This is a genomic window from Rahnella sp. CFA14(1/10), from assembly GCF_004195095.1.
In the GTDB taxonomy this organism is placed as follows: Bacteria; Pseudomonadota; Gammaproteobacteria; order Enterobacterales; family Enterobacteriaceae; genus Rahnella; species Rahnella perminowiae.
Genome location: NZ_SEWS01000001.1, coordinates 285,602 through 310,733, shown reverse-complemented (window position 1 = coordinate 310,733; position 25,132 = coordinate 285,602). Strand labels below are relative to the sequence as shown.

27 protein-coding genes, 2 pseudogenes and 1 other annotated feature are annotated in these 25,132 nt (G+C 48.5%); of the genes and pseudogenes, 27 read left to right on the top strand and 2 right to left on the bottom strand.

Annotation, left to right across the window (positions count from 1 at the left end):
* Nucleotides 1-14: 14 nt before the first annotated feature.
* On the bottom strand, nt 15-695 hold the full coding sequence (locus EVX52_RS01505) for a MarC family NAAT transporter (RefSeq protein ID WP_129990449.1): 681 nt from the start codon (nt 693-695) through the stop codon (nt 15-17).
* 289 nt (nt 696-984) lie between these two features.
* Here EVX52_RS01505 and thrS point away from each other — a divergent pair, with 289 nt between their 5' ends.
* From thrS to EVX52_RS01375, 26 genes and pseudogenes are all read left to right on the top strand, one after another.
* Entirely contained in the window at nt 985-2,913 is a 1,929-nt protein-coding gene (thrS, locus tag EVX52_RS01500) for a threonine--tRNA ligase (protein WP_095921433.1), read from the top strand.
* Nucleotides 2,914-2,916: 3 nt separating this feature from the next.
* Nucleotides 2,917-3,468, top strand: a complete 552-nt coding sequence (gene infC, locus EVX52_RS01495) for a translation initiation factor IF-3 (RefSeq protein WP_013576136.1) — start codon at nt 2,917-2,919, stop codon at nt 3,466-3,468.
* A gap of 95 nt (nt 3,469-3,563) precedes the next feature.
* Nucleotides 3,564-3,761: a 50S ribosomal protein L35 gene (rpmI, locus tag EVX52_RS01490; protein ID WP_013576135.1), complete on the top strand. Its 198-nt coding sequence runs from the start codon at nt 3,564-3,566 to the stop codon at nt 3,759-3,761.
* 42 nt (nt 3,762-3,803) lie between these two features.
* Entirely contained in the window at nt 3,804-4,160 is a 357-nt protein-coding gene (gene rplT, locus EVX52_RS01485) for a 50S ribosomal protein L20 (RefSeq protein ID WP_013576134.1), read from the top strand.
* 125 nt (nt 4,161-4,285) lie between these two features.
* Nucleotides 4,286-4,410, top strand: a sequence feature (Phe leader region).
* The gene (gene pheM, locus EVX52_RS25230; RefSeq protein ID WP_133845469.1) at nt 4,291-4,335 is read left to right on the top strand and encodes a pheST operon leader peptide PheM; all 45 of its coding nucleotides are present in this window, start codon (nt 4,291-4,293) and stop codon (nt 4,333-4,335) included. (Overlaps the previous feature by 45 nt.)
* Before the next feature lie 100 nt (nt 4,411-4,510).
* Complete coding sequence (gene pheS, locus EVX52_RS01475) at nt 4,511-5,494, top strand: phenylalanine--tRNA ligase subunit alpha (protein WP_129951734.1); 984 nt, start codon at nt 4,511-4,513, stop codon at nt 5,492-5,494.
* Between the two features lie 14 nt (nt 5,495-5,508).
* Nucleotides 5,509-7,896, top strand: a complete 2,388-nt coding sequence (gene pheT, locus EVX52_RS01470) for a phenylalanine--tRNA ligase subunit beta (RefSeq protein ID WP_129990448.1) — start codon at nt 5,509-5,511, stop codon at nt 7,894-7,896.
* Nucleotides 7,897-7,900: 4 nt separating this feature from the next.
* A complete protein-coding gene (gene ihfA / locus EVX52_RS01465; protein WP_004089944.1) occupies nt 7,901-8,197 on the top strand; it encodes an integration host factor subunit alpha in 297 nt (98 codons plus the stop codon).
* A gap of 779 nt (nt 8,198-8,976) precedes the next feature.
* Nucleotides 8,977-9,399: a DUF2502 domain-containing protein gene (locus EVX52_RS01460; protein WP_129951732.1), complete on the top strand. Its 423-nt coding sequence runs from the start codon at nt 8,977-8,979 to the stop codon at nt 9,397-9,399.
* A gap of 152 nt (nt 9,400-9,551) precedes the next feature.
* Nucleotides 9,552-10,559 carry a vitamin B12 ABC transporter permease BtuC gene (btuC, locus tag EVX52_RS01455; protein WP_129951731.1) on the top strand — a complete coding sequence of 336 codons (1,008 nt, stop codon included), beginning with the start codon at nt 9,552-9,554 and terminating at the stop codon, nt 10,557-10,559.
* Nucleotides 10,560-10,631: 72 nt separating this feature from the next.
* Entirely contained in the window at nt 10,632-11,183 is a 552-nt protein-coding gene (locus tag EVX52_RS01450; RefSeq protein WP_129951730.1) for a glutathione peroxidase, read from the top strand.
* A 19-nt stretch (nt 11,184-11,202) separates the two neighbouring features.
* Entirely contained in the window at nt 11,203-11,952 is a 750-nt protein-coding gene (btuD, locus tag EVX52_RS01445; protein WP_129952133.1) for a vitamin B12 ABC transporter ATP-binding protein BtuD, read from the top strand.
* 360 nt (nt 11,953-12,312) lie between these two features.
* Nucleotides 12,313-13,455, top strand: coding sequence for a UDP-4-amino-4-deoxy-L-arabinose aminotransferase (gene arnB, locus EVX52_RS01440; RefSeq protein ID WP_129951729.1), 1,143 nt, complete (start codon nt 12,313-12,315; stop codon nt 13,453-13,455).
* A complete protein-coding gene (gene arnC / locus EVX52_RS01435; protein ID WP_129951728.1) occupies nt 13,455-14,435 on the top strand; it encodes an undecaprenyl-phosphate 4-deoxy-4-formamido-L-arabinose transferase in 981 nt (326 codons plus the stop codon). Before arnB ends, arnC begins: the two co-directional genes overlap by 1 nt.
* Nucleotides 14,435-16,417, top strand: a complete 1,983-nt coding sequence (gene arnA, locus EVX52_RS01430) for a bifunctional UDP-4-amino-4-deoxy-L-arabinose formyltransferase/UDP-glucuronic acid oxidase ArnA (protein ID WP_129990447.1) — start codon at nt 14,435-14,437, stop codon at nt 16,415-16,417. The genes arnC and arnA overlap by 1 nt, the downstream gene beginning before the upstream one ends.
* 13 nt (nt 16,418-16,430) lie before the next feature.
* Complete coding sequence (arnD, locus tag EVX52_RS01425; RefSeq protein WP_129990446.1) at nt 16,431-17,330, top strand: 4-deoxy-4-formamido-L-arabinose-phosphoundecaprenol deformylase; 900 nt, start codon at nt 16,431-16,433, stop codon at nt 17,328-17,330.
* Entirely contained in the window at nt 17,330-19,000 is a 1,671-nt protein-coding gene (arnT, locus tag EVX52_RS01420) for a lipid IV(A) 4-amino-4-deoxy-L-arabinosyltransferase (protein WP_129990445.1), read from the top strand. Before arnD ends, arnT begins: the two co-directional genes overlap by 1 nt.
* Nucleotides 18,997-19,329 carry a 4-amino-4-deoxy-L-arabinose-phosphoundecaprenol flippase subunit ArnE gene (gene arnE, locus EVX52_RS01415; RefSeq protein ID WP_129951724.1) on the top strand — a complete coding sequence of 111 codons (333 nt, stop codon included), beginning with the start codon at nt 18,997-18,999 and terminating at the stop codon, nt 19,327-19,329. The genes arnT and arnE overlap by 4 nt, the downstream gene beginning before the upstream one ends.
* Nucleotides 19,326-19,715: a 4-amino-4-deoxy-L-arabinose-phosphoundecaprenol flippase subunit ArnF gene (arnF, locus tag EVX52_RS01410; protein ID WP_129990444.1), complete on the top strand. Its 390-nt coding sequence runs from the start codon at nt 19,326-19,328 to the stop codon at nt 19,713-19,715. The genes arnE and arnF overlap by 4 nt, the downstream gene beginning before the upstream one ends.
* 154 nt (nt 19,716-19,869) lie before the next feature.
* A complete protein-coding gene (locus tag EVX52_RS01405; protein ID WP_129951722.1) occupies nt 19,870-20,349 on the top strand; it encodes an NlpC/P60 family protein in 480 nt (159 codons plus the stop codon).
* A 95-nt stretch (nt 20,350-20,444) separates the two neighbouring features.
* A pseudogene (lplA, locus tag EVX52_RS01400) lies at nt 20,445-20,579 on the top strand (lipoate--protein ligase LplA); the annotation flags it as partial.
* Nucleotides 20,580-20,740: 161 nt separating this feature from the next.
* A complete protein-coding gene (locus tag EVX52_RS25420; RefSeq protein WP_240783420.1) occupies nt 20,741-20,893 on the top strand; it encodes a hypothetical protein in 153 nt (50 codons plus the stop codon).
* Between the two features lie 444 nt (nt 20,894-21,337).
* Nucleotides 21,338-21,565 carry a hypothetical protein gene (locus EVX52_RS01390; protein WP_129990442.1) on the top strand — a complete coding sequence of 76 codons (228 nt, stop codon included), beginning with the start codon at nt 21,338-21,340 and terminating at the stop codon, nt 21,563-21,565.
* A 171-nt stretch (nt 21,566-21,736) separates the two neighbouring features.
* Nucleotides 21,737-22,201: an STM2901 family protein gene (locus tag EVX52_RS01385; RefSeq protein ID WP_129990441.1), complete on the top strand. Its 465-nt coding sequence runs from the start codon at nt 21,737-21,739 to the stop codon at nt 22,199-22,201.
* Nucleotides 22,195-22,521 (top strand): DUF1493 family protein, encoded by a 327-nt coding sequence (locus EVX52_RS01380; protein ID WP_037037295.1) that lies wholly within the window; start codon nt 22,195-22,197, stop codon nt 22,519-22,521. The genes EVX52_RS01385 and EVX52_RS01380 overlap by 7 nt, the downstream gene beginning before the upstream one ends.
* 15 nt (nt 22,522-22,536) lie before the next feature.
* Nucleotides 22,537-23,022 (top strand): type VI secretion system tube protein TssD, encoded by a 486-nt coding sequence (locus EVX52_RS01375; protein WP_129990440.1) that lies wholly within the window; start codon nt 22,537-22,539, stop codon nt 23,020-23,022.
* A gap of 42 nt (nt 23,023-23,064) precedes the next feature.
* On the opposite strand, the pseudogene EVX52_RS01370 reads toward EVX52_RS01375, so the two are convergent.
* Nucleotides 23,065-23,661: pseudogene (locus EVX52_RS01370) on the bottom strand (integrase core domain-containing protein); the annotation flags it as partial.
* A 678-nt stretch (nt 23,662-24,339) separates the two neighbouring features.
* Between EVX52_RS01370 and EVX52_RS01360 the strand changes: the two are divergent.
* The gene (locus tag EVX52_RS01360) at nt 24,340-25,125 is read left to right on the top strand and encodes an EAL domain-containing protein (RefSeq protein WP_235173062.1); all 786 of its coding nucleotides are present in this window, start codon (nt 24,340-24,342) and stop codon (nt 25,123-25,125) included.
* Nucleotides 25,126-25,132 lie beyond the last annotated feature (7 nt).

Genomic DNA, 25,132 nt, shown 5'->3' with positions numbered 1-25,132 from the left:
TTTCCGCCAGCGGCTCAGGCTGCTGGCGGGAAGGTTTTAATAATCTCGATAATGCCGTTGATAACGAACTGAACGCCCATACACACCAGCAAAAATCCCATCAGACGTGAAATTGCCTCAATTCCGCTTTTCCCGACCAGACGCATAATCGCCCCGGAACTGCGCAGGGATATCCACAAAATCAAACCCACTAAAAAGAAAATCATCACCGGCGCAACGATAATGATCCAGTGCGGATAGTCAGATGACTTGACCGTCGAAGCGCTGCTGATAATCATGGCGATAGTGCCTGGTCCGGCGGTACTGGGCATCGCAAGAGGAACAAAAGCGATATTTGGCGAATCCTGCTTCTTCATTTCAGCCGTTTTGTTTTCGATAAGGATTTTTTCTTCCACGTGCGGCTGAGGGAAAAGCATCCTGAAACCGATAAAGGTGACGATGAGTCCCCCCGCAATACGCAGACCGGGAATGGAAATCCCGAAGGTATTCATCACCACTTGTCCTGCGTAATACGCCACCATCATGATGATAAAGACATACACTGAGGCCATCAGCGACTGCTGGTTCCTTTCCTGAGTGGTCATATTCCCTGAAAGGCCGAGCATTAGGGCAACGGTTGTCAGCGGATTTGCCAGCGGAAGCAGCACCACCAGACCCAGTCCAAGTACCTCAAATAATTGCCTGATTTCTGTCATCTTCTTCTCTTTTTCAAATGCATCTCCGGTTACCTTAGCGTCTCAGAGAAGATTACACGAAAAATATCCGCGATTAGCAACACAGGTTGCTGGAAATTCGCACTTTACGGGTGGTAAACTTGTCGGCTGTTTTCGCGTCGCATCCCGGTACAAGACCGTGCAGTATTCAGGGTGCCTATATTTGGCAAGGTAAAGCTAAATAGCGTGAATAACTACGTGAATTTAAACTCAAATATTTTTCTAGATGTGCTCTGTCGTGTGGGGCACCACTGTAGATTAAGGAATTAGCATGCCTGTCATTACTCTTCCTGATGGAAGCCAGCGCGTTTTTGATCGCCCCGTTTCTCCTCTGGATGTTGCCCTTGATATCGGTCCTGGTCTGGCGAAAGCCTGTATCGCGGGTCGTGTTAACGGCGAACTGGTTGATGCCACCGATCTGATTGAGGTTGATGCGCAACTGGCGATCATTACTGCTAAAGACGAAGCCGGTCTTGAAATTTTGCGCCACTCCTGTGCGCACCTTTTGGGTCATGCCATTAAACAACTCTGGCCAGACACCAAAATGGCAATCGGCCCGGTTATCGATAATGGCTTCTACTACGACGTCGATTTAGATCGCACGCTGACTCAGGAAGATATCGAACTGCTTGAAAAGCGCATGCACGAACTGGCTGAAAAGAATTACGACGTTATTAAAAAGAAAGTCAGCTGGCAGGAAGCGCGTGACACCTTTGCAAGCCGTGGCGAAGAATACAAAGTGGCGATCCTGGATGAAAACATCAGTCATGATGATCGTCCGGGCTTGTATCACCATGAAGAATATGTGGATATGTGTCGTGGCCCACATGTACCGAACATGCGTTTCTGCCATCATTTCAAACTGCAGAAAACCTCCGGTGCATACTGGCGTGGCAACAGCGATAACAAAATGCTGCAACGTATTTACGGCACCGCATGGGCAGATAAAAAGCAACTGAATGCATACATTCAGCGTCTGGAAGAAGCCGGTAAACGTGACCACCGTAAAATTGGTAAGCAGCTTGATCTCTACCACATGCAGGAAGAAGCTCCGGGCATGGTGTTCTGGCACAACGACGGCTGGACTATTTTCCGCGAGCTGGAAGCCTTTGTACGCATGAAACTGAAGTCTTATGACTATCAGGAAGTAAAAGGTCCGTTCATGATGGATCGCGTGCTGTGGGAAAAAACCGGTCACTGGGAAAACTACAAAGAAGCGATGTTCACCACTTCTTCTGAAAACCGGGAATATTGCATCAAACCAATGAACTGTCCGGGACACGTTCAGATCTTCAATCAGGGACTGAAATCCTACCGCGACCTGCCATTGCGTATGGCTGAGTTCGGCAGTTGCCACCGTAATGAGCCCTCCGGCGCATTGCATGGCCTGATGCGAGTTCGTGGCTTCACTCAGGATGATGCTCATATCTTCTGTACTGAAGAGCAGGTACGTGACGAAGTAAACAGCTGTATCCGTATGGTGTATGACATGTACAGCACTTTTGGTTTCGAAAAGATCGTGGTGAAATTATCCACCCGTCCTGAGAAGCGCATTGGTACTGATGAAATGTGGACACGTGCTGAGGATGATCTCGCGGCTGCGCTGACTGAAAACGATATTCCGTTCGAATATCAGCCAGGTGAAGGGGCGTTCTACGGTCCGAAAATTGAATTTACCTTGCATGATTGTTTGGATCGTGCGTGGCAGTGTGGTACCGTGCAGCTCGACTTTTCATTACCTGGTCGTTTGAACGCCTCTTATATTGGCGAAAGTAACGACCGTCAGGTTCCGGTAATGATTCACCGTGCTATCCTGGGTTCGATGGAGCGCTTCATCGGTATTCTGACTGAAGAATACGCTGGCTTCTTCCCGACCTGGATGGCTCCGGTTCAGGTAGTGATCATGAACATCACTGATGCACAAGCTACCTATGTCGAAGAATTAACTAAAAAACTGCAAGATGCAGGCATTCGCGTTAAAGCCGACTTGAGAAATGAGAAGATTGGCTTTAAAATTCGCGAACACACGCTACGCCGTGTTCCTTATATGTTAGTTTGTGGCGATAAAGAGGTCGAAGCAGGCAAAGTTGCTGTTCGTACCCGCCGCGGCAAAGACTTAGGAAGCATGGATGTTAGCGAAGTCGTTGACAAACTGCTGGCGGAAATCCGCAGCAGAAGTCTTCATCAACTGGAGGAATAAAGTATTAAAGGCGGAAAACGAGTTCAACCGGCGCGTCCTAATCGCATTAACAAAGAGATTCGCGCGCAAGAAGTTCGCCTCACAGGCGTCGATGGCGAGCAGATTGGTATTGTCAGTCTGAATGAAGCTCTTGAAAAAGCTGAGGAAGCGGGCGTCGATTTAGTAGAAATCAGTCCGAATGCCGAGCCGCCAGTTTGTCGAATCATGGATTACGGCAAATTCCTCTACGAGAAGAGCAAGTCGACCAAAGAGCAGAAGAAGAAACAAAAAGTTATTCAGGTTAAGGAAATCAAATTCCGACCTGGTACCGATGATGGCGACTATCAGGTCAAACTACGCAACCTGATTCGCTTTCTGGAAGATGGCGATAAAGCTAAAATCACCCTGCGTTTCCGTGGGCGTGAAATGGCGCACCAACAGATCGGTATGGAAGTGCTTAACCGCGTCCGTAAAGACCTGTGTGAAGATTCTGAACTGGCCGTTGTCGAATCCTTCCCTACGAAGATCGAAGGTCGTCAGATGATCATGGTGCTCGCACCTAAGAAGAAACAGTAAGGCTTCCAAGTAATCCTGCTGCGCGGTGCCCGCACCGCGTATGCTGGATTCGCCTTTCTGATTCATGTTAATAACAATGCGAAGTGGAATTTAAAATGCCAAAGATCAAAACAGTACGCGGCGCCGCTAAACGCTTCAAAAAAACCGCCAACGGTGGTTTTAAGCGTAAGCACGCAAACCTGCGTCATATTCTGACCAAAAAAGCTACTAAGCGTAAACGTCACTTGCGTCCAAAAGGCCTGGTATCCAAGAACGATTTGGGTCTGGTCTCTGCATGTCTGCCGTACGCATAAATACACTTTTTTTCATCTAGAATATAAAACTCAGGAGAGCATATGGCTCGCGTAAAACGTGGTGTGATTGCACGTGCACGTCACAAGAAAATCTTAAAACAGGCGAAAGGCTACTACGGTGCCCGTTCTCGCGTATATCGTGTTGCATTCCAGGCTGTTATCAAAGCTGGTCAATACGCCTACCGTGACCGTCGTCAAAAGAAACGTCAGTTCCGTCAGCTGTGGATCGCGCGTATCAACGCAGCAGCTCGTCAGAACGACATGTCTTACAGCAAATTCATTAACGGCTTGAAAAAAGCTTCTATTGAAATTGACCGTAAGATCTTGGCTGACATCGCGGTATTCGACAAAGTGGCATTCTCTGCACTGGTCGAAAAAGCGAAAGCAGCTCTGGCGTAAGTCAGGTAAAAGAGGGAGCTTGCTCCCTCTTTTATATTTTGTGTTTAAAAACATTCTGTTTCGTTGTTTAATAACCACCGTTTCGTTTGAATTCCGGCACAAGATTTACAACCGATAAGGTAACGCAAGCATGAACACTGCTATTTTCCGTTTCTTTTTTTACTTTAGCGCCTGACTCAGGAAGGCTTTCGCGCGTAAGAGAAGAAACGAAAAGTAGCGCCTAAGCCTCCCTCGTGGAGGCTTTTTTGTATCTGTGCTTTATACAACTAAGGTTCAGGGTCAAAATCGCGCCCCTGATTAATCACGGTTATTTTACATCGGGCCATATTGGCCAGAAGAAGAGGAAAGCAATGCCACATCTCGCAGAACTGGTTGCCAATGCCAAGGCAGCCGTAGAGAGTGCTCAGGATATCGCCGCACTGGATAATGTGCGTGTCGAATATCTGGGTAAGAAAGGCCACCTGACACTCCAGATGACAACCCTCCGTGAATTACCAGCGGAAGAACGCCCGGCTGCGGGTGCAGTCATCAACGAAGCGAAAGCGCAGGTTCAGGAAGCCCTGAACGCGCGTAAAAATACGCTGGAGTCCGCCGAACTGAATGCCCGTCTGGCTGAAGAAACGATTGATGTTTCCCTGCCTGGTCGTCGTATCGAAAACGGTGGGCTGCACCCGGTGACCCGTACTATCGACCGCATTGAAACTTTTTTTGGTGAGTTAGGTTTTACCGTGGAAACCGGCCCGGAAATCGAAGATGACTATCACAACTTTGATGCCCTGAACATTCCAGGTCATCATCCTGCGCGTGCCGATCACGATACTTTTTGGTTTGATGCCAAGCGCCTGCTGCGTACACAAACTTCTGGTGTTCAGATCCGTACAATGAAAGACCAGCAGCCGCCGATTCGTATTATCGCGCCGGGCCGCGTTTATCGTAACGATTACGATCAGACGCACACGCCGATGTTCCATCAGATGGAAGGTCTGATTGTCGATAAAGGCATCAGTTTTTCCAACTTGAAAGGCACATTGCACGATTTCCTGAATAACTTCTTTGAAGCTGATTTGCAGATCCGTTTCCGTCCTTCCTATTTCCCGTTCACTGAGCCTTCCGCAGAAGTGGATGTGATGGGCAAGAATGGTAAATGGCTGGAAGTGCTGGGTTGCGGCATGGTGCATCCGAATGTACTGCGCAACGTGGGCATTGACCCTGAAGTGTATTCCGGTTTTGCCTTCGGGATGGGGATGGAACGTCTGACAATGTTGCGCTATGGCGTGACTGACCTGCGTGCATTCTTCGAAAACGATCTGCGTTTCCTCAAACAGTTTAAGTAAGGCGGGAATATCACATGAAATTCAGTGAACTCTGGTTGCGTGAGTGGGTAAACCCAGCCATCAGCAGCGAAGCATTATCAGACCAAATTACCATGGCCGGCCTGGAAGTTGATGGCATTGAGCCAGTGGCAGGCGCATTTAATGGCGTGGTTGTCGGTGAAGTTGTCGAATGCGGTCAGCATCCTAATGCCGATAAACTGCGTGTTACGAAAGTCAATGTGGGCGGCGATCGTCTGCTGGACATCGTTTGTGGTGCGCCAAACTGCCGTCAGGGCCTTAAAGTTGCAGTAGCAACAGTCGGCGCTGTATTGCCGGGTGATTTTAAAATTAAGGCCGCAAAACTGCGTGGTGAACCTTCAGAAGGTATGCTGTGCTCATTCTCCGAATTAGGTATTTCAGAAGATCACGACGGTATCATTGAACTGCCACTGGATGCGCCAGTCGGTACTGATATCCGCGAATTCCTGAAACTTGATGACACCACAATTGAAATCAGCGTAACGCCAAACCGTGCCGATTGCCTGGGTATCCTCGGCGTGGCGCGTGATGTTGCGGTGATTAACCAGTTGCCACTGGTTGAGCCGGAAATGAACCCGGTCAAGGCAACGATTGATGCCACTATTTCCATTGATGTGCAGGCCCCACAAGCGTGTCCGCGCTATTTGGGTCGCGTAGTGAAAGGTATTAACGTTAAAGCGCCAACGCCACTGTGGATGCGTGAAAAACTGCGTCGTTGTGGTACGCGTTCTATTGATGCCGTGGTGGATATCACTAACTACGTGTTACTCGAACTCGGTCAGCCAATGCATGCGTTTGATCTGAACCGCATCAGCGGCGGCATTGTAGTACGTATGGCCCGGCCAGGTGAACCGCTGACCCTGCTCGACGGTACACAGGCGAAACTGGCAGAAGATACGCTGGTCATCGCGGATCACGAGAAAGCGCTCGCCATGGCCGGTATTTTTGGTGGCGAGCATTCCGGTGTGAACGATGAAACGCAGGATGTCCTGCTGGAATCTGCTTTCTTCGCGCCACTGTCGATCACAGGCCGTGCACGTCGCCAGGGTTTGCACACAGACGCATCACATCGCTATGAACGTGGTGTTGATCCGAAGTTGCAATTCAAAGCCATCGAACGCGCCACTGCGTTGTTGCTGAGCATCTGCGGCGGGGAAGCGGGGCCGGTTATCGACGCCACTTCCGAAGCGGATTTGCCGAAAGCGGCAACCATCATTCTGCGTCGTGAAAAACTGGATCGCCTGATCGGGCATCACGTTGAAGATGCACAGGTGACTGACATTCTGACCCGCCTTGGGTGCCAGGTTCAGCATCACGCCGACCACTGGGTAGCTGTCGCACCAAGCTGGCGTTTCGATATGCAAATCGAAGAAGACCTGGTGGAAGAAGTTGCGCGTGTTTACGGCTACAACAATATTCCTGATGTCCCGGTTAAAGCCAGCCTGGTGATGACCAAACACCGTGAAGCGAACCTTTCGCTGAAACGTGTGAAAAATCTGCTGGTTGACCGCGGTTTCCAGGAAGCGATCACTTACAGTTTTGTCGATCCAAAAGTGCAGGCTCTGCTGCATCCGGGCGAAGACGCGCTGATTTTGCCTAGCCCGATTTCGGTGGAAATGTCCGCTATGCGTCTTTCCCTGTGGTCAGGTTTGCTGACTTCAGTGGTAAATAACCAGAATCGTCAGCAAAGTCGCGTACGTTTATTTGAAAGTGGCCTGCGCTTTGTCCCTGATACGCAAGCCGATTTAGGTATCCGTCAGGACGTCATGCTGTCTGGGGTGATCTCCGGCACCAAAAATGAAGAGCATTGGGATCTGGCGCGTCAGGCAGTTGACTACTACGATTTGAAAGGTGATCTTGAGGCTATTCTTGAGCTTACCGGCAAAATGAACAATGTACAGTTCAAGGTGGAAGCGAATCCTGCGTTGCATCCCGGGCAAAGCGCTGCGATTTATTTACACGGCGAACGTATTGGTTTCATTGGTGTAGTACACCCTGAGCTGGAACGTAAACTCGATCTTAATGGTCGTACCGTCGTCTTCGAACTGTTGTGGAACAAGGTCGCAGACCGCGTACTGCCTGATGCGAAAGAGATTTCTCGCTTCCCGGCGAACCGTCGTGACATTGCTGTTGTAGTGGCCGAAAACGTGCCCGCAGACGATATTTTGGCAGAGTGCAAGAAAGTTGGCGCAAATCAGGTAGTTGGCGTAAACTTGTTTGATGTGTACCGTGGCAAGGGCGTAGCTGAGGGTTATAAGAGCCTGGCTATTAGTCTGGTGTTGCAGGATACCGGCCGTACACTGGAAGAAGAGGAGATCGCCGCTACCGTTGCAAAATGCGTAGAGGCTCTAAAACAGCGATTCCAAGCATCCTTGAGGGATTGAACCTATGGCGCTTACTAAAGCTGAAATGTCAGAACACCTGTTTGAAAAGCTGGGGCTGAGCAAACGGGATGCCAAAGACCTTGTTGAAATATTTTTCGAAGAAGTACGTCGTGCTTTGGAAAATGGCGAACAAGTAAAACTGTCTGGCTTTGGCAACTTTGATCTGCGTGACAAAAACCAACGTCCGGGACGTAACCCGAAAACCGGCGAAGATATTCCGATCACGGCGCGTCGTGTGGTGACTTTCCGTCCGGGACAGAAATTGAAAAGTCGTGTAGAGAATGCTACTCCGAAAGAATAAGTGAAAACATCAAAAGGCCGCGAAAGCGGCCTTTTTTTTGCCTGCGTTTTATGTTCATCAATACACAACACGCAATAAGTTTTCACGCTTATCAGTAATAAGCACGGAAAGTGAAAAGATAGTGTTAAAAGGGTAGGCTGTTCAGGATTAGTCTGATAGATTAAATTTCAGGGCGACAAAGTCAGCGAACTTCATTATTTCCCGAGCTGATTTTTACGAAGCCATTAAAATAAAAAGGGGCCAAAGCCCCGAAGATAAATAACTCATTACATTCAGTAAATAATGCGCGTACATCATTAACTGAACCAAGTTACCGAAAAATTAACCGGCAGCTTAAGCGTAAAAATATAACATGTAATTATTGGTTATAGAACATACGCGGACCACCGCCACCATGGCCACCGCCGCCGTGACCTCCACCACCTGGGCCCCAGAATGGTGGGAATAAACAGCCGCTGAGGCTGACGACAACCAGAGCAATGCTCAATAGAGCTAAAACACGACGCATAAAATACATCCTTTGTTTGAATAAACAGGGCGAGTATAAATAGAATGCAGGCGGGTTGTTGTCAGCCTTGCGTTAAGATTTGTTAGCGTCTCCATAAGAATTGAATAGTTAATAAACACCGTCGGATTGAATTATTTCAATCAGGAAATATTTGTATTTTTATTGTAAGCTCAGAGCAAGTTATCCGAAAAAACGTTTATTTCTTATATTCACTTCCCTGGCTGGCTGATATAAAAAACACGTCATAAAAAATAAAGAAGGCGTGACTAACGTGAAAAAATCTCTCTTATTGCTTTGTTGTGCACTGGCTTTGCCTGTGATCGCACAGGCAAATGTTTCTATTGACCTCAACGTACCTGGCGTATCACTTCATCTCGGGGATCAGGACCAGCGCGGTTACTATTGGGATGGTTATGACTGGCGTCCACCGCAGTGGTGGCACGATCACCAGGGGCATCATTACGGTGAACGTAATGAACATGGTATGTACTGGCATGGCAATCGCTGGGACGCTAAACCCCCTCAGCGCGACCACGACACCCCGGGACATAATCAGGGTCATCCAAACGGTAATGGTCCCCATGATGAGCATCATGATAACAAGGCTCATCATGGTAATGATGAACGCCGTGATAATAATGATCATCACGGGAACGGGCAGCCGATCCCGCCAAACGGTTATCAGGGACATTAATTCTTGCGGTGATCCCCAACGTGTTTGAAGCCGGTGCTTAGCCACCGGCTTTTTTATTTCCTATTTATCGCATTCGCCTGTTCTTCGCTAGAGCTAACTGCCTAATATCGGTAGGATAGTCACTCACCGTCAGACTCAGGAATCTGCCTTGCATGTCTATCCCGCAGACCTTTTCAGTTTTTGAACAGCAACAGAGAAATCGTGACCGCCGCTGGTTATACGGGCTGAGCATGCTGTTATTAGTGACAGGGGCGTTAAGCCTGAGTGCGGGCGAAAGCTGGCTGTGGCCGGACCAATGGCTGGGTACTGAGGCACGTCTCTTCGTATGGCAATTACGGTTTCCGCGCACTGTCGCTGTCATAATGGTGGGGGCAAGTCTCGCGACGTCTGGCGCAGTAATGCAGTCCTTGTTTGAAAACCCTCTTGCTGAGCCAGGTTTACTCGGTGTGGCCAATGGTGCCTGCGTTGCGCTGGTCTTATGTGTGATGTTAAGCCACGGTCTGTTGCCTGTTTGGGTTATGAGCCTGGCGGCCATTGCCGGGGCGCTTATAGTCACTTTCTTTTTGCTGTATATCGCCCGTAAACGTCTTCTGACAAATGCCCGTATGCTGCTTGTCGGGATTGCGATTGGGATTGCCTGCAGTGCCTTAATGACCTGGGCCATTTATTTCAGCAATAATCTCGATTTACGGCAACTGATGTACTGGATGATGGGCGGATTTGGCGGCGTTGACTGGAGTCAGATCTGGCTTGGGTTGATGTTACTGCCCGTTTTATTGTGGCTGGTCATGCAAGGTAATACGCTTAACCTGCTGTCGCTTGGAACACAGCAGGCGAGGCAACTCGGCATATCGCTGAATATCTGGCGCTATATTCTGGTGCTTGCCGTCGGCTGGATGGTCGGCTTGAGTGTCGCCTTATCGGGCGTGATTGGTTTCATCGGGCTGATTATCCCGCATATTCTCAGGCTTTGCGGAATCACGGATCAGCGTCGTTTGTTGCCTGCCTGTGCGCTTTGCGGCGCTTCAGTTTTGCTGTTAGCGGACGTGCTGGCCCGGATTGGTCTATCTGCGGCAGAATTACCGGTCGGTGTAGTCACCGCCACCCTGGGGGCACCGGTATTTATCTGGTTGCTGATCAGAACCGGACAAATCCGCTGATCCTTTTTGGTGTGTCAGCTATGCTGTTTCCTGACACCCCTTTTCCTCACCTACTCCTGGCAGGACAAAAATATGAGTAATGAAATTTTTGATATTTCTCTGAAAACTATCGATGGCGAAGACACGACGCTCGGCGCGTACAAAGGTTCTGTATTACTGGTCGTGAATGTGGCCTCACAATGTGGCCTGACCAAACAATATGAAGGTCTGGAAAATATCTATCAGGCATGGCATGACCGTGGTTTTGAAGTGCTGGGCTTCCCGTGCAATGAATTCGGTGCGCAGGAACCCGGTACTGAAGATGAGATCAAAACCTTCTGCACGACCCAATATGGGGTGAAATTCCCGATGTTCAGTAAAATTAATGTCAACGGAGATCACCGTCATCCGCTGTATTCCGCGCTGATTGCGGCGTGTCCGACAGCAGTAAAACCGCAGGACAGTGCATTCTATGAACGCCTGGCCAGCAAAGGTCGCCAGCCCCTGAAGCCCGATGACATCTTGTGGAACTTTGAAAAATTCCTGATCGGCCGGGACGGTACCGTTGTCCAGCGTTTCGCACCGGATATGGCACCGGAAGATCCAATCCTGATGGAAACCATCAAAGTCGCGCTGGCGAAATAATGTGCGTGTGAACACACCGATGCTGGAATGTCGCCAGATAACCGTGTCCGGGCGGCTTCGTGCCTTTAGCACGCAGATTGAGCCGGGCAGCCGGATCCATATCATCGGCCCAAATGGTGCCGGGAAAAGTACGTTACTGGCCCGTCTGGCAGGGATGTCAGAAGGGGGAGGGGAGGTGACTCTCGACGGACAACGGCTGTCCGATATCCCCGGCCCCAGGCTGGCACGTCTTCGTGCCTGGTTATGTCAGCAACTGACGCCGGCATCCCTGATGCCGGTATTTCAATATTTATCCCTACATCAGCCGCAAAAAATTGATCCCGGTGCTCTTGAGCGCACGGTTTCATGTTTGTGTGAGGCTCTGCATCTTAGCGATAAGCTTGGCCGCCCGGTCACGCATTTATCCGGTGGAGAATGGCAGCGGGTAAGACTGGCGGCTGCTCTCCTGCAGGTATGGCCGACGGTGAATCCGGATAGTCAGCTTTTATTCCTTGATGAGCCGATGAACAGCCTGGATGTTGCCCAGCAGAAGGCGCTCGACCAACTGCTTTCGGAGTTTTGTGCAGCAGGTCGTTCTGTGGTGTTAAGCGATCATGATTTAAACCACACACTGCATTACGCACATCAGGTCTGGCTCATGTTTCAAGGTCAGGTAATGGTGGCGGGAAAATGTGCTGATGTCATGCAGTCTGAAAAATTATCAGACGTATACAAAGTGGCATTTGAGATACACGAACTGGCCGGCAGACAATGGATAATGGCGACCTGAGATTTACCTGAGCTTAATGCATAGCGGTTTAATTATATTATTATCGGGGTTTACCCTTTGCCCCAATTCTTATTTGCTCATAAAAAGCGCAAAGAATGCATTTTTTTAATAAAGTTCATTTTTTTTATAAAAATCATAAACAAGTTAATCAGTTGTTATTGATGGGTTTTATTCGGTTTTCGCTATTTTATTTTCGTTTATTTACTTTCTGTTTAACTTCGCAAAACTGGCAAAACCTTAAGGTTAAATTAAGATTAAACCGACATCATAAGATCCATAATTTCATGGCGGCGTTTACTTACTGTTAAATAAATGCGGTCTACAGTCATTACCGGTTAATTACCTTTTTGGGATAGCGTAATGGAAAACTTTTTGCCTTTTTCCCGTCCGTCTATGGGCGAAGAAGAAATAGCGGCTGTGGGGCAGGTATTACGCTCTGGCTGGATCACCACCGGGCCGCAGACACATCAGCTTGAACAGGATTTTTCTGCCGCTTTCGGCTGTAAACATGCTATTGCGGTGAGTTCCGCCACCGGCGGCATGCACGTCACCCTGATGGCGCTCGGCATCGGTCCCGGCGATGAAGTGATTACCCCTTCTCAGACTTGGGTTTCCACCCTCAACATGATTGTTTTGCTCGGCGCAGAACCGGTCATGATTGATGTTGATCCTGACACGTTAATGGTCAGTGCCGAAGCGGTTGCCGCAGCCATAACGCCAAAAACCAAAGCAATTATTCCCGTTCATTACGCGGGCGCGCCTTTAGATCTTGACCCTATTTATGCCGTGGCAAATCAGCACAATATTGCGGTGATAGAAGATGCCGCGCACGCTGCAGGCACCAAATATCGTGACCGCTGGATTGGAGCCCGGGGCACCGCAATCTTCTCGTTCCACGCAATCAAAAATATGACCTGCGCCGAAGGCGGCCTGATTGCCACGGATGATGATGCTCTGGCTGATAAAGTGCGTGCATTGAAATTCCACGGTCTGGCTGTTGATGCATTTGATCGTCAGGTTTTGGGGCGGAAACCGCAGGCTGAAGTGGTCGAGCCAGGCTTTAAATATAATCTCTCCGACATTCATGCCTCTGTCGCTGTCGTGCAGCTTAAGCGTCTGGCACAAATGAATGCCCGCCGTGCGGAGCTGGCCCAGCGTTATCTGGATAAATTACAGGGCTCACCGTATCTGCCCATGAATGTGCCGGCTTATCCGCATCTGCATACGTGGCATTTATTCATGATACGTGTGGACGAAGCGCGTTGTGGTATCAGTCGTGACGCACTGATGGAACGCCTGAAAGAGCAGGGCATCGGAACCGGTTTACATTTCCGAGCCGCTCACACCCAAAAATATTACCGCGAACGTTATCCGCACCTGAATCTGCCAAACAGCGAATGGAATTCCGCACGTCTGTGCAGTCTGCCGTTGTTCCCTGATATGCAGGACAGCGATGTGGATCGCGTTGTCGCAGCTCTTTTTTCTCTTCTGGAGGCGCAGTAGTGGCGCATTACGAACCTATCCGTAAAGTCTCGGTAGTTATTCCGGTCTATAACGAAGAAGAAAGCCTGCCTGCGTTGCTTTCGCGCACGCAGGCCGCTTGCCAACAATTAACCCAGCAATATGAAATTATTCTGGTCGATGACGGCAGCTCCGACAGCTCCGGCGATATGCTTTCTGCTGCTGCCGAACAACCTGACAGTCATATCATTGCTGTTTTACTCAATCGTAACTATGGTCAGCACTCCGCAATAATGGCCGGTTTCAGCCATGTTACGGGTGATCTGGTTATTACCTTAGATGCCGATCTGCAAAACCCGCCGGAAGAAATTCCACGTCTGGTCGCCACTGCGGATGAAGGTTATGACGTTGTCGGCACTGTACGTGCTAACCGTCGTGATTCGTGGTTCCGTAAAACCGCGTCCAGAATGATCAACATGATGATCCAGCGCGCTACCGGTAAATCGATGGGTGACTACGGGTGCATGTTAAGGGCTTATCGCCGTCACATCATCGAAGCCATGCTGCACTGCCATGAGCGCAGTACGTTTATTCCTATCCTGGCTAACACATTCGCGCGCAAAACCGTAGAGATTCCGGTTCAGCATTCCGAACGTGAATTTGGTGATTCCAAATACAGTCTGATGAAACTGATCAATCTGATGTATGACCTGATCACCTGTCTGACTACAACACCGCTGAGAATGCTCAGTGTTGTCGGCAGTGCGATCGCCATCTTCGGTTTCGTTCTTGCGGTCTTCCTTATTTTAATGCGCCTTATTAACGGCCCGGAATGGGCCGCGGAAGGCGTGTTCACGCTATTTGCATTGTTATTCATGTTTATCGGTGCGCAGTTTGTCGGTATGGGGTTACTCGGTGAATACATCGGGCGGATCTATAACGATGTTCGTGCACGTCCCCGTTATTTTGTTCAAAAAGTCGTCGGCGTTCGTACCGAAGACAACAGTCAGGAAGAAGAGTGATGAAAGCGATTGTATTTGCCTATCATGATATTGGTTGTGTTGGTTTACAGGCTCTGGTTGATGCGGGTTACGATGTTCAGGCGGTTTTCACCCATACTGATTCCCCGAATGAGAACCAATTCTTTTCTTCCGTTGCGCGTCAGGGTGCAGAATTGGATTTGCCGGTTTATGCGCCTGAAGATGTTAACCATCCGTTGTGGGTCGACCGCATCCGTGCTTTACAGCCCGATATTATTTTCTCCTTCTACTACCGCAATATGTTGAGCGAAGAGATTTTATCTCTGGCACCGCAGGGTGGCTTCAATCTGCATGGTTCATTGTTGCCGCGTTATCGCGGTCGTGCACCGGTTAACTGGGCGCTTCTGAATGGCGAAACTGAAACGGGCGTGACCTTGCATAAAATGGTCAAACGTCCTGACGCAGGCGACATCGTTGGTCAGCGTAAAGTGGCTATTACTGCCGATGATACTGCGCTGAAACTTCATGCCAAAGTGCGTGAAGCGGCTAAAGCCTTACTGACGGATGTGCTGCCTGAAATGAAGGCGGGCAACCTCACCCTGACCCCGCAAGATGAAACGCAGGCCAGCTACTTTGGCCGCCGTACTGCAGCAGACGGTGAAATTCACTGGCACAAATCTGCCACAGAAATCAATAACCTGATCCGTGCGGTGACTGAACCCTACCCGGGTGCGTTCTCTTATCTGGGACAGCGTAAACTGACTGTATGGCGTGCACGTCCGCTGACTACTCAGCACGACAAACAACCGGGTACCGTGCTTTCTTCTGATCCGCTGATCATCGCCTGTGGCGAAGGTGCGCTGGAAATTCTGGCCGGCCAGAGCGAAAACGGTCTGTATGTTCAGGGCTCCCGACTGGCGCTTGAACTGGGCATCATGCCGGATATGCGTGTCGCGACACTGCCAACGGCGGTGATGAAACGTCGTACCCGCGTGTTAATCCTCGGCGTAAATGGTTTCATCGGTAACCACCTGAGTGAGCGTCTGCTGCGCGAAGACCGCTATGAAATTTATGGTCTGGATATCAGCTCCGATGCGGTCAGCCGCTTCATGAGCAATCCGCATTTCCACTTCGTGGAAGGTGATATCAGCATCCATTCAGAGTGGATCGAATATCACATCAAAAAATGCGACGTTGTTCTGCCACTGGTGGCTATCGCAACGCCAATCGAATACACCCGTAATCCGCTGCGTGTATTCGAACTGGATTTCGAAGAAAACCTGAAAATCGTCCGCGATTGTGTGAAATACAAAAAGCGCATCATCTTCCCGTCAACATCTGAAGTTTACGGTATGTGTGATGACAAAGAATTCGATGAAGATCATTCCCGCCTGATTGTCGGTCCGATCAACAAACAACGCTGGATTTATTCTGTTTCTAAGCAGTTGCTGGACCGCGTGATTTGGGCTTATGGTGCGAAAGAAGGTTTGAAATTCACCCTGTTCCGCCCGTTCAACTGGATGGGTCCACGACTGGACAATCTGGATGCCGCGCGTATCGGCAGCTCCCGCGCCATTACTCAGCTGATCCTGAATCTGGTTGAAGGCTCGCCTATCAAACTGGTGGATGGCGGTGAGCAGAAGCGTTGCTTCACTGATATTAACGACGGTATCGAAGCATTGTTCCGCATTATCGAAAACCGTGACAATCTGTGTGATGGTCAGATCATCAACATCGGTAACCCGACCAACGAAGCAAGTATTCGTGAACTGGCAGAGATGCTGCTGAGTAGCTTTGAATCGCATCCGCTGCGCGCGCAGTTCCCGCCGTTTGCCGGTTTCAATCTGGTGGAAAGCAGCACTTACTACGGTAAGGGTTATCAGGATGTTGAGCATCGTACGCCGAGCATCAAAAATGCCCGTCGTCTGCTGAACTGGAAACCGGAAATTGGTATGGATAAAACCGTTGCTGAAACCCTGGATTTCTTCCTGCGCTCAGTAAATCCTGACGCTGACAAAGCCTGACAGGGTGCCCGTCATGAAGAAAGTGGGTCTGCGCATTGATGTGGATACCTGGAGTGGCACCCGCGAGGGTGTCCCTCAGCTTCTGCAAACGCTTGCCAATCATAAAATTACCGCCAGTTTCTTCTTCAGCGTTGGCCCGGATAATATGGGGCGTCATTTATGGCGCCTGCTTAAACCGCGCTTCCTGTGGAAAATGCTGCGTTCTAATGCGGCGTCCCTTTACGGTTGGGATATTTTACTGGCAGGCACTGCGTGGCCGGGTAAACTTATCGCGCGTGATCTCGGTTATCTGATGAAAGAAACCGCCAAACGAGGTCATGAAGTGGGGCTGCACGCCTGGGATCATCAGGGCTGGCAGGCAAAAGTGGGGAAATGGTCCGAGAAACAGCTGGAAGAGCAAATCCGGCTGGGGCTGGATGCATTGGAAAAAAGTCTGGGTCATGATGTTGAATGCTCGGCGGTGGCGGGCTGGCGTGCCGATGAGCGGGTCATTGAAGTCAAAGAACGTTTCCATTTTTACTACAACAGTGATTGCCGCGGAACGCGACCTTTCCTGCCGGTACTGAAAAATGGAACATTGGGTACCGTACAGATTCCTGTGACGTTACCGACGTATGACGAAGTGGCTGGCGGTGAGATTAACGCCGATAACTTCAACGACTTTATTCTTGATGCTATTGCGAAAGATAGCGGTGTACCGGTTTATACCATTCATGCGGAAGTAGAAGGCATGTCACTGGCTCAAAAGTTCGATGAATTACTGACCCGTGCATCTGCACAGGGGATACAGTTTTGCGCGCTGGGTGAGTTGCTGCCGCAAGATCTGAGTTCATTGCCAAGAGGCAAAGTGGTTCGCGCCAGTTTCCCGGGAAGGGAAGGCTGGTTAGGTTGTCAGCAAGAAGGTTTTTCCTGATGTCGAAAACAATTAAAGGCGTATGGAGCACCCTGATCCTGGTGTTTTTCGCGCTGGTATATCTTGTTCCTCTTAATAGCCGCCTGTTATGGCAACCTGATGAAACCCGTTATGCTGAAATCAGCCGCGAAATGCTCCAGCGCGGCGACTGGGTTGTGCCTCATCTTCTCGGATTGCGATACTTTGAAAAACCGGTGGCAGGCTATTGGTTTAACAACATCAGCCAGATGATTTTTGGTGACAGTAATTTTGCTGTGCGTTTTGGTTCGGTATTCAGCACCCTGCTGAGTGCCATTCTGGTGTTCTGGCTGGCACATCTTATGTGGCGTAACCGCCAGACGGCTTACACAGCGGCGCTGATCTATCTTTCCATGACACTGGTGTTCAGTATCGGCACTTACAGTGTTCTGGATCCTATGATCACCTTGTGGATGACCACGGCCATGGTGGCGACGTGGTTCTGCCTGCGGGTTTCGCCTACACCGCAAAAAGCCATAAGCTGGATAGCGCTGGGATTGGCCTGCGGTATGGGCTTCATGACGAAGGGGTTTCTGGCGCTGGCGTTACCGGTTATTGCCGTACTGCCGATTATCTGGCGCGAGAAGCGTTTTAAAACCCTGCTTGGTTGGGGCCCGCTGGCGATTGTGAGCGCGGCGGCACTGAGCCTGCCGTGGGTGCTGGCGATAGCACACCGTGAGCCTGACTTCTGGAATTACTTCTTCTGGGTTGAACATATTCAGCGTTTTGCTGAGGCTGATGCTCAGCATAAGGCACCTTTCTGGTATTACCTGCCGGTACTGTTTCTGGGCGCGCTGCCGTGGCTCGGACTGTTACCTGGCGCATTGCGGGCGGGCTGGACTAAACGGGTCGTACGACCGGAATTATTTTTCCTGTTGAGCTGGGCAATCATGCCGCTGATTTTCTTCAGCATCGCCAAAGGTAAACTGCCGACCTATATTTTGCCGTGCTTTGCGCCGGTTGCCTTGCTGATGGCCGATCATCTCAATCAAATCTGTCAGTCAGGGAAATTGCGTACACTGAAAGCTAATGGTGTGATCAACATCACTTTTGGTCTTCTGATGGCGGCCGCTGTACTGGTGATATCCGGAATTTTGCCGTTGCACATTAAAGCCGTGTTCAGCCGTTCGGAGTTACCCCATGCGCTGATTGGTATTCTGTGCTTTGCGGTATGGGCGCTGGCGGGAGCCATATCGCTGACGGATTTGACAAAGCGCTGGTATTGGGCTGCTCTTTGCCCGCTGGTGCTGGCGTTGCTGGTCGGACAGGCTGTTCCAAAGAAAGTGATGGATTCCAAACAGCCACAGCCCTTTTTGACACAAAATATGGCGTTGTTAAAAGACAGTCGTTATGTACTGACAGACAACGTGGGCGTGGCGACCGCAATCGCGTGGACGCTCAAACGCAGTGACATTCTGATGTTTGATGAAAAGGGTGAGTTGCAATACGGTCTGAGTTATCCGGATGCCAGGAATAATTTTGTCGATGCGGCGCATTTTTCACAATGGCTGCAACAAGCACGCCAGGAAGGAAACGTCTCTCTGGTCCTCAGGCTTGACCGTAATGCTGCCGTAAAATCCTCTCTGCCTCCTGCGGATCAAAAGGTACAAGTTGATCGTCAGGCGCTGCTGTTCTACAAAAAACTGCCATGACCGGTTTCTTTCTGGTTCTTGCCGTCAGCGTTATCACCTGTGCCGGTCAGCTTTGTCAGAAGCAGGCCGCACAGGTCGCCGGGCAGGGCATGGCGAAGGTTTTACGCTGGCTCGGATTGGCGATATTGTTGCTCGGTATCGCCATGCTGTTATGGTTGCGGGTATTACAACTCCTGCCGCTGAGCCTGGCTTATCCCATGCTCAGTCTGAATTTCGTTTTCATCACGCTCTGTGCCCGCGGGTGCTTCGGTGAAGTTGTCGATGCGCGTCACTGGTGCGGCGTTGGGCTGATCATGTGTGGTATAGCCGTAATGAGTTTCAGCTTATGAAAGGATATCTCTGGGGCACGGGAAGCGTGTTGCTGGTCACTGCGGCACAATTGCTGATGAAATGGGGCATGGTGCAGATCCCGGTGTTTTCACTGGCAGCGATAGACGCTCCCTTTATTCTGAGTCATTTAAGTGCATTGATTGCCGTTTTTGCAGGGCTGTGTGGCTATGTCTTATCGATGGGATGCTGGTTTTTTGCGTTGCATTATCTGCCGCTCAACCGGGCATATACTTTACTGAGTCTCAGTTATGTGTTGGTGTATGTGGCCGCAGTCACTCTGCCCTGGTTCAATGAAAGCATCAGCTTAAGTAAAACCCTTGGCGGGTTGCTTATCCTGTCAGGTGTCTGGCTGATTCACAGTAAACCCGTAAAAAAATCTCATTAAATGTATTTTCTGACGATAAAAAACAGCATTAAACATTGGATGACGGATAAAATAGCGCTAAATTCTATTAGTTCTTAGATAACGGCGACTTATCCGGTGCGCGTAAACCTTCGCGTCTGGTCATGCCGTGACGCTATTCGAGAAGGAATGCACTATGCGCTGGTCATCCGTATCCATGTATTCCCTGCTGGCTGTTGCCGCATTAATTCTTAACGGTTGCAGCAGCCACGCTCCGCCGCCAAGCGGCAGGTTTGCCGATTCTATTACTGTCGTGGCCGAGCTTAACGACCAGCTCAGCCAGTGGCATGGTGCCCCGTATCGTTACGGCGGATTACAACCGAGCGGCGTCGACTGTTCTGGTTTTGTCTTCCGCACTTACCGTGACCGGTTTGGCGTCGTGCTGCCGAGAACGACCGCCGACCAGACCAAAATTGGCACCAAAGTACCACGTGATGAATTATTACCCGGTGACCTGGTTTTCTTCAAAACTGGCAGCGGTGAAAATGGTCTTCACGTCGGTATCTATGACACGGCCGATCAGTTTATCCATGCCTCGACCAGCCAGGGCGTAACCCGCTCTTCGCTTGATAATGTTTACTGGCGTAAAGTCTACTGGCAGGCGCGCCGCATCTGACGCGGCACCAAATCGTATTTCCCCTGATTTCACTGCGTATTTCATCCTGTTTTTTGCTGCTATTATCCGGGCAGACTCTTCAGGATGAATATGCAATGAAACCTCTCAGACTATTACTTTCCGATTCTTATGATCCCTGGTTCAATCTGGCGGTAGAAGACTGTATTTTCCGTGAGATGACCACGCAACGTGTGTTATTCCTCTGGAGAAATGCCGAAACTGTGGTTTTAAGTTAGTATACACACTTGAGACTAATTATCATTTGATGGTTAAATATGACGACTCGCCGCCCCATGTATACACCCGTATTAGTAAAACGACACAAACTGAAGGCAGTGGTTTAGACGAATAAACAACCCGTATAGAGCAGTACTTAGAGTCTAAGAAGCACTTGTTTGATGGTGAAGTAACGTACTGGCAAGATATTGGCCTATCGGCATACAAAAATAAAAGCATCCAAGATGGACAAGATGCAGGATTATCCGCACAAGAAATGATAAAGCGTTTAGAGGCAATGATTGCCGAATCTGAGAATGGAAAGTAATAATTTCATTCTCATTATTGTACTTTATTATGAGAACTAATTATCCTCACAATGGGAAGTTTTTATTGCTTAATTGTACTATATATAGTGCTGCAACCCGAATTATACCGCTATATGTGGGGTATTGGTGCCATTGTGAGAACTATATATTAAAAATCACCTTAACGAACAAAAATAATTCTCTTGATTAAATCGCTTACATATTTTCAGTCTTATATAGACTAACTCCCTTTGGTCGTTAGTCTATATAAAATCGATAATAAGATCATACTTGCGTTTTTGCCAGCCCCTTACGGGAAGTCAAAGAACGCCCGTTTTATTTGGTCTTTCGACTTGACTAAATACAAAGAACAGAAGGGAACCACGGCAAGTTACACTCATTTGAATAAAAAGTATGGACTACGTGCTACCGGAGAATTTTATAAAAACTTATAAGGAAATAAAATGGCAGAAAAAACAAAAGCAGAATTACGTACTGATTACCTAATGGCTAATACAAGCTACGTAGAAAGCGTTACAGACGATCTATTAGTAACAGACATCGTAGCACTACAGAAAGATTTAAATAGCCTTACGGCGTTTGTAGACGCATATGGAAGCAATGATAAATCTGATGCTCAACTAAAAGACAGTATTGATAACATCAAATCACTAATGAATGCAGAAGGGTAACAATATATCTCATCATAACAAAATATTAGAAATTATATGATTAGACGAAGGCCGCGTTGAATGATCTTAATCACGAAGGAAGGTAAATTCAGATATTTCGTACACTCTTTTTAATGTTTAATAATTTTAATCACTTGTATACTCTTTAGACGTCACGTAAAAGGGGAAGGTATGGATACGGTTGAAGAACTAAATGGAACTTACTTTTATGCGGGTAAGTCAAATTTAACTGCTGGTCAGATGCTTTTTGTGATCTTCTGCGAACATACAGTAGATCAATTCGGTTTAGGTATCGTAGATTTCGGAGCTATAGTTGCAATTCTTTCTGGCAGAAATGATCAATCAACCAGAGCGAAACCAATGGGGGCTACTAAAGGTACTTCATACGCATCTAAAGCAGCACGTAATGTCTTTAAGAAGTCGAAATTTCCTTTTGGAATCTCGCTACCAACTTGGTTAGGGGGATACACGCCTTGGACAACAAGACGAGTCATGGTACGTAATATCGCCCCATTCGTAGGCCGGAGTATTCCCTTACTTGGTATTATCGTACTTGCTGCTGATGTTTCTGAAATCACTTACAAGTCAATTCGTGATTACAACATGATAGCAAGGGAAAATGATAAATTATGGTAGACAATGTTGAACAACAAATCTATGACTTCATCCGACCTTATGCCGGTACATATTTGTTCAATATTAAAAAGGTAGAACTAACACCTGATACAGATCTCGATACTGACCTAAGCATTGATGAGTATGAAATTGATGATTTAATGAATGAGTACTTTGCAAAGTTCAATGTTGAAAAAGGTAATTATAGTACTGAAACATACTACCCAGATGTACGTGTTTCTTGGAATCCATTCAAAAAAGTAATTCCAGTTCAGGTACCAGATTTTACTATTGGTATGTTGATAGAGTCGGCAAAAGCCGGTAAATGGTTGTACGATTAGCAAGGAGCTAAATCAATGGCTGTACCAGTTCACTTATGGCTTAAAGACGATGGCGGTGCAAATATCCGTGGTTCATCTGATGTAAAGGATCGTGAAGGAAGCATAGAACTAAGATCGATTCACCATAACCTGAGTATTCCAACTGATAGCAACACAGGGAAGCTAACAGGCACTCGACAACATGCCCCTTTCCAGTTTGATAAGGAAATCGACTCATCAAGTCCTTACTTATACAAGGCAGTTGGTACAGGTCAAACGTTACACTCTGCCGAAATCAAATGGTATTGTATCAACGATGCAGGGCAGGAAGTCGAGTACTTCAACATTCTGCTTGAAAATGTGAAAGTCATTTCGGTAACTCCAATGATGCACGATACCCGTGGCTGTCCTGGCACAGGCCATATGGAAAACGTTGCACTACGTTATGAAAAAATCACTTGGAAGTATGTTGATGGCAACATTCAATATACCGATGCTTGGAACGAACGAACTACAGCATAATACATTTGGGGCTTGACCTGCCACCAGTATTAGATACAAGGCTCAGTTAGTAATGTCGGATCCTTCACTCTCAGAATTACCCTTTCTCCAGCCCGCTGCAAATTCAGACGGCGTCTGATAATTCAGCGTGGAGTGTGGGCGACATTCGTTATAATCCTGACGCCATTCACTGATGGTTTTCCTGGCATGGCTGATGTCGCTAAACCAGTGTTCATTCAGGCATTCATCGTGAAAACGTCCGTTAAAACTCTCAATAAATCCGTTCTGTGTCGGTTTACCGGGCTGAATAAGCCGCAGCTCCACGCAATGCTCAAAGGCCCACTGGTCAAGTGCTCTACAGGTAAACTCCGGCCCCTGGTCAGTTCTTATCGTAGCCGGATAGCCGCGAAACAGCGCAATACTGTCCAGAATACGCGTGACCTGCACGCCTGAAATCCCAAAGGCAACAGTGATAGTCAGGCATTCCTTTGTGAAGTCATCGACGCAGGTAAGGCACTTGATCCTGCGACCGGTGGCCAGTGCATCCATGACGAAATCCATTGACCAGGTCAGATTGGGCGCATCCGGGCGAAGCAGCGGAAGCCGCTCAGTCGCCAGACCCTTACGACGTCGTCTGCGCTTCACACTCAGGCCGGCTAGCTCAGGCCGGCTAGCCGAAAAACTGGCAGGAACGCGCTATCATGCGCAGGAGGTCAGGCAAACCTGCCAGCATATCATGGCCCTCTATCCCGCGATGCAGGCTGAACTGACTGAACTGCAAAACTGGCTGGTGCGCTGTATCAGATAACGGCGGGGATTCCGGAGGCCGTTGAAAGGATGGCCTCCGGATGCTGCTAGATTGCACTGCGCCTGTACTTTTTCTCCGCAATGGTTACCGGCCTGATGGCGGATAGTGCCGGTTTATTAAAACGTTATAAAAACTCACTGATCCCACTTAAAAAGCCCGGTGGTGAATGCTGCTACTTGCGCAATATTTCATAAGACACTATAACCATTAGCTAAAATATTTAGTAACATCCATTATTGTGCATCGGCACAAAACACCACAGAAATTCTTGATTAAAAATGACGGGTAGCGCTCACGAGGCAAGTTGCACGTTCTTATGTCTGGCGATAAGATTAGTCTGAAATGTCTGCATTGAATGATATAAAGCTCAAAAAGAAGGCCGCAAGGCGCAGGGCATTTTAAAAAACTTTGATTTCGCAGCCGTTCGCGTGATCGTCGCAGCACCCTTACAATCGGAGAGGCTCTTTCTTGATATCAATTTCTTTAATGTTTTGGTCATACCCCGGGGCTCCGGTATCTTTATGATCTGATTGATAGTCAAAAAAGTTATTAATCAATTAGCCGTGCCGTTGATGTTTTGGACAAAAATGAAAATACAATTCGATACGGCCTTTAACAGCAGCTATCTGTGCCAGCCGGTTTACACCATTGAAGGGAAATTACTGGCTGTAGAATTAATTTGCCGTTTTTCCAGTGCTGACAGTAAGTTAGTGATGCCTACAGAACTGGTTCTGAACCTGTTAACACCGCAGCAGTTATTACGATTTCTCACTGAGCAACAGATATGGGCGTGTGAGCATGCCCAATGGTTTACCGATAATCAGGTTATTTTGAATATCAGTGTTGAGGAAAAACAGGTGGCCTTATTGCTGGAAGATGAAAATCTTCGCAATGCTTTCAGCACATATACTTTCATTCATCTGAATTTAAGTGAGTCGTTTCCACGACTTTCCGAAGGCAGGAATAATGAACAAGTGGTGGCATTAAACAAATATTTTCCACTGTGGCTGGAAAACTTCGGCTCAGGCAGCATCACCATGGCACCCATTTTTGACCATCTTTTTCAGTGGGTGAAGCTCGACAAAAATCTTTTCTGGCAGTTATATGAGGGTGAAAATTTCACCATTGTAATGCCCTCGCTGGTAAGAAATGTTAGTCGATTTTGCCGTAATATTGTGGTCGACGGGCTAGACTCGCAGGACTATTTCGACGCGTTACGTAAAGCGGACATACAGGGAATGAAGGGATTGCTATGGCCTGGTGTAGAGCCCGCCGAACTGGACAGCCTGCTCATCCGGCCTGCTCAGTTTCATTAGTCGTGAT